This is a genomic window from uncultured Acetobacteroides sp., from assembly GCF_963667355.2.
Lineage (GTDB): Bacteria > Bacteroidota > Bacteroidia > Bacteroidales > ZOR0009 > Acetobacteroides.
Map to the genome: position 1 here is coordinate 2,647,024 of NZ_OY763328.2, position 12,325 is coordinate 2,659,348.

The 12,325-nt window shown below is 47.6% G+C and carries 12 protein-coding genes; 4 read left to right on the forward strand and 8 right to left on the reverse strand.

The genetic code is table 11. From position 1 onward, the window contains the following. Positions 1-3: 3 nt before the first annotated feature. The 3 genes from rnc to ACHZA1_RS10935 form a co-directional block, all read right to left on the reverse strand. Positions 4-669: a ribonuclease III gene (gene rnc / locus ACHZA1_RS10925; RefSeq protein WP_320051918.1), complete on the reverse strand. Its 666-nt coding sequence runs from the start codon at positions 667-669 to the stop codon at positions 4-6. Between the two features lie 80 nt (positions 670-749). Continuing rightward, positions 750-2,003: a beta-ketoacyl-ACP synthase II gene (gene fabF / locus ACHZA1_RS10930; protein WP_320051919.1), complete on the reverse strand. Its 1,254-nt coding sequence runs from the start codon at positions 2,001-2,003 to the stop codon at positions 750-752. A gap of 44 nt (positions 2,004-2,047) precedes the next feature. Then, positions 2,048-2,284 (reverse strand): acyl carrier protein, encoded by a 237-nt coding sequence (locus ACHZA1_RS10935; protein ID WP_320051920.1) that lies wholly within the window; start codon positions 2,282-2,284, stop codon positions 2,048-2,050. A 191-nt stretch (positions 2,285-2,475) separates the two neighbouring features. On the opposite strand from ACHZA1_RS10935, the gene purN reads away from it, so the two are divergent. Next, positions 2,476-3,045, forward strand: coding sequence for a phosphoribosylglycinamide formyltransferase (gene purN, locus ACHZA1_RS10940; protein ID WP_320051921.1), 570 nt, complete (start codon positions 2,476-2,478; stop codon positions 3,043-3,045). Positions 3,046-3,110: 65 nt separating this feature from the next. On the opposite strand, the gene ACHZA1_RS10945 is transcribed toward purN, so the two are convergent. The 3 genes from ACHZA1_RS10945 to ACHZA1_RS10955 all read right to left on the reverse strand — a co-directional run bounded on the left by ACHZA1_RS10945 (position 3,111) and on the right by ACHZA1_RS10955 (position 4,863). Beyond that, positions 3,111-3,689 (reverse strand): carboxymuconolactone decarboxylase family protein, encoded by a 579-nt coding sequence (locus ACHZA1_RS10945; RefSeq protein WP_320051922.1) that lies wholly within the window; start codon positions 3,687-3,689, stop codon positions 3,111-3,113. A 99-nt stretch (positions 3,690-3,788) separates the two neighbouring features. Then, positions 3,789-4,331, reverse strand: a complete 543-nt coding sequence (locus ACHZA1_RS10950) for a peroxiredoxin (RefSeq protein ID WP_394701080.1) — start codon at positions 4,329-4,331, stop codon at positions 3,789-3,791. A 52-nt stretch (positions 4,332-4,383) separates the two neighbouring features. Next, on the reverse strand, positions 4,384-4,863 hold the full coding sequence (locus tag ACHZA1_RS10955; protein ID WP_320051924.1) for a Dps family protein: 480 nt from the start codon (positions 4,861-4,863) through the stop codon (positions 4,384-4,386). 237 nt (positions 4,864-5,100) lie between these two features. On the opposite strand from ACHZA1_RS10955, the gene ACHZA1_RS10960 reads away from it, so the two are divergent. Together ACHZA1_RS10960 and ACHZA1_RS10965 are read left to right on the forward strand one after the other, a co-directional pair. Next, positions 5,101-6,042, forward strand: coding sequence for a hydrogen peroxide-inducible genes activator (locus ACHZA1_RS10960; protein ID WP_320051925.1), 942 nt, complete (start codon positions 5,101-5,103; stop codon positions 6,040-6,042). A gap of 84 nt (positions 6,043-6,126) precedes the next feature. Further along, the gene (locus ACHZA1_RS10965; protein ID WP_320051926.1) at positions 6,127-7,278 is read left to right on the forward strand and encodes a carbohydrate porin; all 1,152 of its coding nucleotides are present in this window, start codon (positions 6,127-6,129) and stop codon (positions 7,276-7,278) included. Between the two features lie 342 nt (positions 7,279-7,620). Here the strand turns inward: ACHZA1_RS10965 and ACHZA1_RS10970 are convergent, their stop codons facing one another. Both ACHZA1_RS10970 and ACHZA1_RS10975 read right to left on the reverse strand, forming a co-directional pair. Further along, complete coding sequence (locus ACHZA1_RS10970; protein WP_320051927.1) at positions 7,621-9,414, reverse strand: hypothetical protein; 1,794 nt, start codon at positions 9,412-9,414, stop codon at positions 7,621-7,623. A 998-nt stretch (positions 9,415-10,412) separates the two neighbouring features. Next, on the reverse strand, positions 10,413-11,183 hold the full coding sequence (locus ACHZA1_RS10975) for a hypothetical protein (RefSeq protein ID WP_320051928.1): 771 nt from the start codon (positions 11,181-11,183) through the stop codon (positions 10,413-10,415). A 410-nt stretch (positions 11,184-11,593) separates the two neighbouring features. On the opposite strand from ACHZA1_RS10975, the gene ACHZA1_RS10980 reads away from it, so the two are divergent. Further along, positions 11,594-12,325, forward strand: a complete 732-nt coding sequence (locus tag ACHZA1_RS10980) for a hypothetical protein (protein WP_320051929.1) — start codon at positions 11,594-11,596, stop codon at positions 12,323-12,325.

Here is a 12,325-nt window from a genome sequence, read left to right on the forward strand (position 1 = left end):
ATGCTAGTTAAGGTTCAACGATAAATGCTCGGCAATTGTGCTTAATGCTTTGCATGCAGCTTTTTGTTCAGCCTCTTTTTTTGATTGACCAACTCCCTTGCCTACAACTAATGATCCAAGAAGGATGTTTGCTGTAAAGGTAATTGTTTTAGCATCTTCTATAAAACTCTCGTGAAATTCGAAGGAGAATTCTTTCTTGTTTTTTTGGCCCCATTCTATAAGACGACTTTTAAAATCGGTTTCCGTATACTCTAATCTGCTAAAATCAATGTGGTTGCGAATGAATTTGATGAGCATCTTTTTAGTGTATGCGTATCCCTTGTCGAGGTAAATGGCGCCAATTAGTGCCTCTAGGGCATCGCCGTAGATGTGTTTAATTTGGTGATTGGGGTTGGTGTGTAGAACCAATAAGGAAGGAATACCAATGTCTATAGATAACTGGTTAAGAGTAGAGCGGCTAACGATTTTTGCACGCATCTTGGTTAGAAACCCTTCGCTTTTGTCTTGATATTCCTCATAAAGGAAGTCGGCTACGACTAAATCGAGCACAGCATCGCCTAAAAACTCTAATCGTTCGTTGTGAATAACTGGATGATGAGTATTTAGAACTGATTTGTGGGTTATAGCGACTTTGTATAGCGAAATGTTGGAAGGGTAAAGATCGAACATCTCTCTAAGTGCCAAGTATATTTTCTTGTCCTTAGAAAGGGCGATCTTTACCGAATGTAGTAACTTGTTGAGCAATGCTACTACTTAGAGAATTTCTTAAGGATAACAGTTGCGTTATGTCCACCAAACCCAAAGGTATTACTTAGCGCGTAGTTAACCTCACGCTTCTGAGCCTTGTTTAGGGTGTAATTCAATTCAGAATCTAACTCTGGATCGAAATTTTCGTTGTTGATTGTTGGTGGAATAATCCCTTTAGTAATTGCTAAGATACATGCTATGGCCTCAACAGCACCAGCGGCACCTAGAAGGTGTCCGGTCATAGATTTTGTCGAACTGATGTTTATCTTCTTGGCATGATCCCCAAACACATTTTTTACTGATTTAATTTCAGCAATGTCGCCGAGTGGGGTAGAGGTTCCGTGAACGTTTACATAGTCGATAGCAGAAGGCTCAATGCCAGCATCGGTGATTGCCATTCTCATAGAGTTGCTAGCTCCCAATCCTTCTGGATGAGGGGCAGTCATATGGTAAGCATCGGCTGTCATACCACCACCAACGACTTCTGCATAGATTTTTGCGCCACGTGCGATTGCGTGTTCATACTCTTCAAGAATAAGAGCACCTGCTCCCTCTCCGATTACAAATCCGTCTCGACCAGAGTCAAATGGACGTGATGCCGTCTTGTAGTCATCGTTACGGGTAGAAAGGGCTTGTAGCGCATTAAATCCTCCAACACCTGCTTCATTTACGGATGCTTCTGATCCACCAGCGATCAAAACATCGGCTTTGCCTAAACGAATTGTGTTGAATGAATCAATAATTGCATGGTTGGAAGATGCACATGCAGACAAGGTACAGTAGTTTGGTCCACGTAGGTTGAGCTTTATGGAAATATGTCCTGCTGCAATATTTGCAATCATTTTTGGAATGAAGAAGGGGTTAAATCGAGGGGTTCCATCACCCTCGACATATCCCTTTACTTCTTGAGAAAAGGTGTTAATGCCACCAATTCCAGATCCCCAAATTACACCACCTCTATCTGGATCTAGGTTTGTTTCGTTAAGTCCTGAATCTGCAAATGCTTGCTCGGCAGCCACTATGGCATACTGTGCATAAAGATCCAACTTCTTAACTTCCTTGCGATCGAAGTGTTGATTAGGGTCAAAGTTCTTAACTGTACAGGCAAATTTTGTTTTAAACTTGGATGTATCGAAATAGGGGATCATCTCTGCACCACTAACACCATTCTCTAGGTTAGTAAAGTACTCTTCGATTGAATTTCCTAATGGGTTGATTGTTCCAATTCCAGTAACTACAACTCTCTTTAATTCCATACGTCCAAGTTTTATAACAAAATTTCTGTTCTAGTTTTCTCTTCTTACTTTACGTGTTGCTCAATGTAAGAAACTGCATCGCCAACAGTGCCGATTTTTTCAGCATCTTCGTCTGGAATAGAAATGCTAAATTCCTTTTCAAATTCCATGATTAGCTCAACAGTGTCAAGTGAGTCAGCGCCTAGGTCGTTGGTGAAGCTAGCTGCTGGAACAACTTCATTTTCGTCTACGCCAAGCTTCTCAACAATGATAGCTTTTACTTTTGATGCGATATCAGACATAACGGTAAATTTTGATTAGTACTGAATTTGACCTTTAAATTTCACCGCAAAGAAAAACAATTTTTATAATATTGAAATTGCCCTCTTTGCGAATGACGGGACAAATGTATAACATTTTGTTCTTATTTTTGGCATTTCTTTTTCTAATTTTTTACCGTCATCTTGTTTTTAACCCTGGAAATCAGCGCAGAATGAAAAAAATAGCAGTACTTGCATCTGGCTCTGGCAGCAATGCAGAAAATTTAGTAAAATATTTCAGAAAGGGTGATTTAGCTCGTGTTTCAGTCATTCTTTCCAATAAAAAAGATGCTTTTGCCTTGGAAAGAGCCCACCGATTGGGAGTCCCATCGCTATATTTCGGCAGAGATGACTTTTACAATTCTTCTAAAATATTGGAAACACTTAAAGAGCAAGAAATTGACTGTATCGTGCTTGCTGGTTTCTTGTGGCTAGTTCCTGACGATATCATCGAATATTTTAGTGAAAGGATTGTGAATATTCATCCTGCATTGCTCCCAAAATATGGTGGGAAGGGGATGTTTGGGATGAAGGTACATGCTGCTGTTGTAGAAAATGGGGAGCATGAGACAGGAATTACCATTCACTATGTGAATAGCAACTACGATGAGGGAAGTATCATTTTTCAGGCTAAGACAGAAGTTCTTCCTACAGATAGTCCAGAGATGGTTGCAGAAAAGATTCATGCGCTAGAATACGAGCATTTCCCAAGAATTGTAGAAAAAATTGTAGCGTCTCTTTAGCCTGTAAAACGCTATGCTATTGGAAAGGGATTACGCTTGTAGTCCCTTTTTTTGATTGAATATTGTTACCCAATAATTCTGTCCAGCGAAGCAACAATCGCAGCAAGCCTAATGGCATCAAATATTCTTTCCTCGTTAGTACCTAACTCTCGAACAGAATGCTCGTGAGAGTTTACGCAAACTTTGCAGCCGTTTACTGCCGATACGGCCAAACTTATAAGCTCAAAGCACTCCTTACCCAATACTGGGCTCATCATTATGTTCATGCGAATGCGGGCTGGTAACTCGGTGTACTTCTTATTGTCGCTGAAGTGGCGGAAGCGATAGAGAACGTTGTTCGCACTTAATAGTGATGCTATTGCTGCAGACTCTGCAAGCTCGTCGGGTGTTGCATTTGCTGCGAGTGCTTTTGCCTTAAGGGCATCTTGAAGCGGATGATTTTTGTTGTTTATGGCGGTAGCATAGGCTATGAGTAGCGCGTCTTTTTCTCCAAGTGCTTCTGATGCTAAGGCTGTTTTTACGTTTACCTTAAGATCGCGTAAATATTTTGTGCTGCTCTGCGATAATGTTTCAAGAGCAGGGAAGCGATGCTCTGCGCTAATACCAAGGTCGGCGAGTAGCTCTTGGGCTGTTTCGTTGTACATCTTTTGCTGTTTGTGGGGTTATCTGGTTGGGGGAGTTGCTCCTCTTTTTCTATTTATTATGAGAGCCTCCAGGTAGGAGGCTCTCGGCAGTTGAAAATCTTATTGCTTAATCGTTTCCTGTCCTTTTTCCCAGTTACATGGGCAAAGCTCATCGGTTTGAAGGGCATCTAGTACGCGGAGCACCTCTTTTACGTTGCGGCCTACGCTTAGATCGTTAACGCTAACAAATCGGATTATGCCTTGTGGGTCTACAATGTAGGTTACACGGTAGGCTACTTTTGCATCGTTTACAAGAATTCCGAGTTCTTCGGCAAGCGACTTTGAGGTGTCGGCTAGCATGGGGAATTTAAGGTCGTGCAGGTCGTTGTGGTTGTTGCGCCAGGCAAGGTGCACGAATTCGGAGTCGGTTGATGCGCCAACTAGAAGGGTATCTCTGTCGGCAAATTCGCCATAGGCCTTATTGAATTCGGCGATCTCGGTTGGACATACAAATGTAAAGTCCATTGGCCACCAGAACTGAACCATCCATTTTCCGTCTTTCTTGTGATCTTCGGAGGTGATATTGGCGAACTCTTTGCCTTTTTCCAACGATACTACTGCGGTTTTGTTAAATTCAGGGAATGTGCTGCCTACGCTTAAAATTCTGTTTGACATTTTTATTGTGTTTTTATTGTTGTTTTATTGTGTTCTTCTTTTATCGATTTTGGTATGCTGAGAGCATCCAAATCGTTTTTTCCTGCTGCGAAATGTAGTCGCTCATTAGGGTGGCAGTACCTTCGTCGCCAATTTCCTGTGCTTGCTTTAGTAGCGCTCTTTCCTTAACTACTAGTGCGGTGAAATTTCCGAGAGTGGTAGTGATGGTTGAGCTGGTGTCGCTGAGGTTCTTTGCTTCTTTTATCTCGGAGCTTGCGAGGTAATCGCTGTAGGCATGAAGAGGTGTTGAGCCTAGCGTTAGGATGCGCTCGGCAACCTCATCGATCTTTAGGATGACATCGTTGTAGAGTTCCTCGAATTTGAGGTGCAGCTCGAAGAACTTGTCCCCTTTTATATTCCAGTGAAAGCCTCGAAGGTTCTGGTAAAATATCTGGTAGTTGGCTAGAAGGTCGTTTAAACTAGCTGCTAGAGCTGACGAATCTTCGATGCCTAATCCTATTGCGCTTATGTTTCTTTCCATTGCTGTTAAGTGTTTGTCGTTTTTCTCTCTTTTGTTGATGCAAATGTATTTGGATGCACGATATAAATCAAATCGATAATAATTATGATGCAATAGAGTGAGTTTATATCTTTGCAACGTCAGATAGTTATGGAGGAGGATTGGGCAGATTTGGGCGTGATTTTCTTTTTACTGTCTGGCTAGGTGGTGAAGACGTAGCGGCTTGGAGCCGACCTTACATATATATAATGTAGTAGTATGGTATCGTTAGTGCAGTTCGAATACGTTGTTGCGGTGGATACCTACCGCCATTTTGCTACGGCGGCTGATAAGTGCTTTGTTACGCAGCCTACGCTGAGCATGCAGATTAAAAAGATGGAGGACGAGCTGGGCGTCTCCATCTTCGACAGGACCAAGCAGCCAATTATCCCTACCGATGTTGGTCGGGAGATAATTGAGCAGGCTCGGACAATCCTCCGCGAGGCAAAGGGGATAGAGGCCATTGTGGCCAACCATCGGAAGGAGATTGCCGGGGAGCTGCGCATTGGCGTAATACCTTCGCTGGCACCATACCTGCTTCCGCTGTTCATGAACTCGTTGGCGAGCGACCATCCTAACCTGCACCTGAAGGTTAGGGAGATGATTACCGATGATATAGAGAAGGCTTTGAAGAAGGATTTGCTGGATGTGGGCATTCTGGTTACGCCTCTGCACAATTCGGCCATACAGGAGGAGGTGCTGTTCTACGAGGAGATTATGGTGTACGCCAGCGAAGGGCATATCTTCACGGAGAAGCCTGCTATTGCGGTGAAGGAGCTGGCTGCTCCCGATCTCTGGCTGCTGAGCAGCGGCCATTGCTTCCGTTCGCAGGTGCTTAACCTGTGCTCGTACCACGATACGCACCGACACTCGCTGCCTTTCGAGTACGAGAGCGGCTCTTTCGAAACTCTGGTAAAGATGATAGACCGTAATGGGGGGTTTACCCTGCTTCCCGAGCTGGCCATTTCGGAGTTAGAGGAGAAAAGAAAGGCTCGGGTGCGTACGTTTACCGATATGGTACCCCTTCGGGAGGTTGGCCTGGCGTATGCCCGCAGCTACGCCAAGCGCAACCTGCTCGATACGCTCAAGAAGCATATTCAGGAGGCTGTTCCAGCGCATATGCTATCGAAGGAGCGGGGGACAATCATAGAATTCAGGTAGAACTTCCGTGGTGAAAATGCCTATATTTAGGTATTTCTGTGAATTTACAGAGCGTGTTTCTTTGCATCGAACTAAATACATGCGATGAATACAAAGAAAATAGCTGCGGTTTTACTGGGTGTCCTCTTGTGGGGGGAAGCCTCTGCGCAGGACTGCGATTCGCTGCCAAATTCTTCTCTTAGCCTATCTTTTTCGTATGTGGGCGATGGAGTGGGCTGTATAAGGAAGGGGCATAACCTACAAGGCACCTATCTAGGGCTGGCAAATGCTCAGCTGCTACTTAATACGCAGGCGGCAGGATGGTGGCGCGGAGGGGAACTTCATCTGAACTTTGCCAACACGCATGGCGGCACTCCTTCCGACGATTTTATTGGCGATTTTCAGGGGGTAAGCAATATCCAGGCAGGTAACCGAACTTTTTTTCAGGAGCTGTGGTATCGGCAGATGCTTGGGAAGCTATCTGCTACTATTGGTATCCAGGATATGAATGCCGAATTTTCCGTGAACGAGTTTGGGAGCACTTTTGTCAACTCTTCGTTTGCCTTGCACTCCACCTTTTCCGATAATATTACCGCTTCTGTCTTCCCGATAACGGGCTTAGGGGGAGTGCTGGCGTACTGCTTCGACTCAACCCATACCGTGCGGCTTGGAGCGTTCGATGGCAATCCTGGGTTTATGTCCATACATCCCGCCAACTTTGACTCGCCCTTCGAGGGGAACGATGGCTTTATGTTGATTGGCGAGTATGCCTATAATAAAGGTATGGTGCTTAACGAAGCGGGCTCGTACAAGTTCGGCTTTTACTTCCATAGCCATAACGAGCATATGGATACTGGCGCGAATGGCGTAAGTGAGTCAAACTACGGGTTCTACTTTGTCGGGAACCAACGGTTTACGTCGTCATTTGCAGGGCATCGTTGCTTGGACGGTTTCCTTCAGCTCTCCTATAGCCCTGTAGAGGGCAATACCAATAGATTCTATACTGGGGCTGGGTTGGTTCTTAAAGGATTGGCAACAAAGAGTTGTTCCGACGAGCTGGGGCTTGCCGTTGGGTATGCCCATCTTCATGGGACAATCTATCAGAGCGAAACGGTGGTGGAGCTGACCTACAAGTGCCCTGTTTGTCGTAATATCTACATCCAGCCCGACCTTCAGTACGTTATCAACCCCTCGCGGTTTGATGCGGCAACACCCAATGCGCTGGTGGGGATATTGAGGGTGGGGATTTCCTTATAGACGCAAGTATCAAGACGCAAGTATCACGACACACGACAACTAGTGGGGGCTTGTTTTTGCGTTTTTAACCCAGCCCTACCCGTTTCGTCGTAATAGCGTTAACTTAAGGGCCTCGCTACGATATAGCTGCTTATTGTTTATCTCCTACGGAGAAAAATGGAGTGGCGTAGGAATGATGCTACAAGTCTATAACCGCTACGCGGTATTCTCGTCGTTCGAAATTTGTCCGTAGGACATTACGATTTGTAGATACCATCATCCATACCCTGCTGTTTACCTCGGAGAGGTTAAACTGATAGTGGCGATGGTGGTTTTGCTTGATATGTGTGTCGTGATACGTTGCTACACCTTCAGCCCGATCTTGCGCATGAGGATGGAGGCGTTGAGGCTGGTGCAGATGCCGGACTTCACCTTATAGTCGAAGAAGAGCTCGTCGTTGGTGTCCACCTGCACGTCGAAGTGGTAGTTGGTGAGCGCCTCGGGGTAGGTGTCCTTGGCCTGGGCGAGGGTGAGGTCGTGCGTGGCGATGATGCCGCACACGCCGTACTCCACCAGCAGGTCGATGAGGGCGCGCGAGCCGATGTGGCGGTCGTTGGAGTTGGTGCCGCGGAGGATCTCGTCGAGCAGGAGGAAGGGGTGCTCGCCCAGTTTCACCGCCTGCACGATCTCGCCCAGCCGTCTTATCTCGGCGTAGAACGACGAGGTGTTCTCGACCAGCGAGTCGGTGATCCGCATGCTGCTGCGCAGCGGCACGTAGCACACCTCGAACCTCTCGGCGCACACCGCGCTTCCGGCGTAGGCCATCACCATGTTGACGCCTAGCGTGCGCAGGAAGGTGCTCTTGCCGGCCATGTTCGAGCCGGTGAGCAGGAGGACTTTCTCGTGCTCATCAACCCTAAAGCTGTTGGCGATGCGCTGCTGCTGGGGGATCAGCGGATGGGCGACTGCTGTAGCATCTACCGTAAAGTAGCCATCGGCTATTTGGGGGAATGCCCAGCTTGGGTTGTTGTAGCGGAGCGTGGCCAGCGACGCTATCGCCTCCATCTCGCCAACCACATCAATCCACTTCTGCGCTAGCGGCGCATACCTCTTGCGCCAGTCGGTTAGGCGGATGGCCATTCGGAGATCCCAGAAGAGCAGCGCGTTTACGGTAAGGAGGAAGATGATGTTGAGGCGGTAGTCGAGCTTATCAACCAGGCTGGCAAACCGCTTTACGATGGCCGACGATGGTTCGCCCTCCATCTCCAGCTCCTTTTGGAGGCGGATGAGCCTTGGGCTGGTGAAGCGGCCCTGCTCGATGTGCATCAGCAGCGTCGAGTAGCTGCGCATCTCGCTTTCGGCATTCGCCACCTGCGCTTGGACGAGGTTTATCTGCTTGCCGTACCTGTTGTAGACCACCATGTGCACGATCAGGGCTAGGAAGAAGGCGCCGGGTAGGATGCCGAGCGCCCACAGCACGGCGAGGGTGATGGTGATGGGCGGCATTATATATAAGGTAGCGCGTAGCAGGCGGCTTTCGAAGAGCTCGCCGGGGGAGGCGGCCCACTCGAGCACGCTTTTGATGCTGGAGGAGGTGGCCGAGTAGCGCTTGCCCGCCTCGAAGAGGTCCTGCCGCCATTCCACCTTTTCGGCCAGCTCGGCAACGGCCTCCTGGTGCGCTGCGATCTCGCTCTTGGGGAGCGGCTGCTGCAGCCGGGCGGCAAGCGCAGCCTTTCCGCTTGCGGTGGTGGCCCTACAAACCATCTGATAGATGGATTGAGATCCAAATATGTCGAGGTCGTAGGAGTAGGGGTGCTTGGTGTCGAAGAACTCCTGCCCCGCATCGAACGCCGCGTAGCAGCCATCGATGGCCGCCAGCTCGTCCCGGTTAATGGTAATGAGGCTGTCGAGGTAGGCGATGTGGCGCTGGTTGCTCAGGTCGCGCAGGGCGGCTACGGCAAACAGGGCCAGCAGCGCGAGGCTGGCTGCCGCTGCCGCTATTGCCGAATGGGGAAATAGCGCAAATAGCGCCGCTATGGCGGCTACGAAGGAGAGCAGGCGGAGCCACATCAGCCGCTTGCCGCGGGCTACGGCGGTATGGCGGGTGGCCTGCAGCGCGGCTATGCGCGCGGTGTACTCGGGGATACGGTTTTCCATGGGGTGCATCAGCATTAAAGGCCCAAAGCTAGCGAACATTCGAACACGGCCGACGGCGGAGGGGTAGATTTTAGGAATTTCGTCTCTAAACGTACTCAAGAACCCTGTAAATAGCTGACTGCGCTTAGGAGAGGCCGAGAACTCTTCTTTTCTATTCTTTTTGTAAGGCCAAAAAGAAACAAAAAGCCTTGGCACGAATTAACTCGCTCGGTCGCGGTGGTATGTTACCTTTTCAAATGTTACCTGTAGACCTTTCGATGGCGTTACGCGGATTGGCGTTGTAGTGGCTCCGCTCGCTCAGACAGAATTCCTGCCAGTCTGGTATGGCTGCGCCATGGTGTTTACGGAAAATAGCTATACGATACGGCTAAGCTTGTTCGCCGTTGGTAGGTCGGTCCTTCTGTAAACGTCTTGTTCTGGGAGGCTACAATATGGCGAAAATCATAAAAATGAAATACAGGGGCAGATTCATTCCAAGGAATTTCGTTTTTGGATATGCTAAGCTTTGAATTCACCTCATTTTTTTTGGATGATGGCGGCGAGCGGCCGATGGTGGGGTGAATTTAGCTTTTGTATGTAGTTGTGATGGCAAAGTACATGGCCGGGATGCAAAAGATGAGAGGCGGGATGCAAAAGTACACAACAGGAGTTGGAAAGATAAGAGACAGGAAGCGAGAAATTACAGCCGGAATTCAAAAGATAAGAGGCCGGACGCGAAAGATCATAACCAGAATTCAAAAGATAGGAGACAGGACGCGAAAGATTACAGACGGAATTAAAAATATCAGAGGTAGGAAGCAAAAGATCACTGCCAGAATGCGAAAGATTGGAGCCGGGAGACCAAAGCATAGTGCCGGGAGGCCGCGATCATTGGGTAGGAGCCCGTCGGTTGGGGGGAGGAGGGGGGAAGCGGTAAGGCGGAATCGGCCTGAAGGGGAGGTCCCGCCTTTTGCTACAGGTAGCAGCCGGGGTGCCCCTGGAGGCGCCCGGTTGTGTGGCTATGCCTTGGTGAACTCGATCTTGGCCACCTGCTTGTACTCGGGGCTGGTGGGGCCGAAGAGCGACTTGATGTAGGTTTTGGCGTCGAGGGCAACGTCGACCATCCCCTTGATGGGCTCGTAGAGCGCCAGGTTGCGGGTGTTGCGGGCTTTATCGGAGGCCACCTTGGCGTTGTTGCAGGCGGTATTCTTGGCGCGCAGGTCGGCCGCAAGGGCCTTTAGGGTGACCAGCTTAACGGCCTCCTCGTTGGGGGCGTACTCGGGGGTGCCGGCCAGGAACTGCACGTAGCGCTCGAAGTTGTCGGCGATGCTCTCCATGCTCTTCTGCGAGACGGAGGTGGTTTTCGCCTTGGCTGGCGCGGCGGCCTCGCCCGGCTTGGCCTGCAGGTCTTGTTCGGCCTTGGCGGGCTGCTTCTTGACCGGCTCGGCGCGGGAGCCCCTAAGCTTGCGGACGATGGCGGCGGCTGCCTTATCGGTTTGCTCGTCGGAGTCGGAGGCGCGCAGGGCGTTCAGCGAGCTGGTAACCAGCGGCCCCAGTGGGGCGAAGACCTTGTTGCGCTCGATGGTGGCGCGGTTTAGGACGGTGTTGCAGTCGTTGAGGACCACCACGGCGGCGCGCGCCTCCTTGGCCTTGGCCTTAAGCGCCGCTAGGAAAATGGATGCCTTGGCGGGGTTATACTTTTCGCCGTAGCTGGTAATGGTGGAGATGAGCAGGTCTAGGTTGTCGACGTTGGTTTCGTGTCCGCTTTCAGACGTTGATTGCTTTTTCATGGTTTTAAATTTTTTAAAGAATTGTTATAGGTGAACGGGCCTAAGCTAAAAGCTTTGCGCGAAAATTCCAACAGCTCTACGAAACTTATTTTAGCGTAAGTTGGCTTTGATGGTCTAAATTGGGGCGATGGTAGGGTTTTGTGACTTTATTTTAGCTTTGTAGGGTGGGGGATGGTATCGCGTTACCCTCTTTTGGTTACCTTTAGCGGCATCTTTATAATCGTACACCTACCGTTAAGCATGCTTGGAGATTTTTCCTTTCGGGTTGTGCCTTGTTCGTGGTGGTGGGGGGCGATTGAAAAGACTTTTTGTAAACTTTAAATTAAATATGTCGAACAGTTTTAGTTTTAACTAGTATGATGAAAAAGACTAGTCTAAGTAATAATTCATTACTAACCACAATAATTGCAATGATAGCAATTGTTGTTTTGCTATTAGTTGTTGTTAATTGGATTCTCAATGTTGAGAAAATGATCTCTACTGATAATAAAACAATTTCATTAGCAGATTATCATCGATTAATTGTTTCTATTGTTTCTGCAGGTATAACATTTATTGCTGTTGTTATTGCTTTATTTAAAGACGATTTGAGAGAAATGTGGCATCGTCCTAAGATAATATTTAGCGAACCTAGTAATATCACAATTGAAGAATTGTCAGATCAAGTATCTTCTGATAATATTAAAGCAAAAAAGTACATTTCAAGAATTGAAGTACAGAACACAGGAAATGTACCTGCAATAAATGCTGAAATATATCTTGAAAAATTAGAATTTAAAGAAAAAAATTCTAACATAAAAAATCCAATTGAAACGACTGGAACTCCTTTGAATTGGAATGGAAATTTAAAAGAGACAATTATAATTCCTTCGGGCAGTAGAAAGTTGATAAACATAGTTGAAATACAGCCTCCAGCAATAGTCTCAACTCCTGATTCGCCTAAAGATAAAGAATCATCAAAGATGATTATCGGGAAAATACCTATTAAAGATCAAGAGAAAGGGATTTGGACAGCAATGTTTGGGCTATATTCACAGAATCATAAACCCATTAGATTTGTTGTTGAAATTGAATGGAATGGAGTTTGGAAGTTTCGGTTGACTGAAATGGAAAAAATGTATAGTTGTAAAATTCAAAACTAA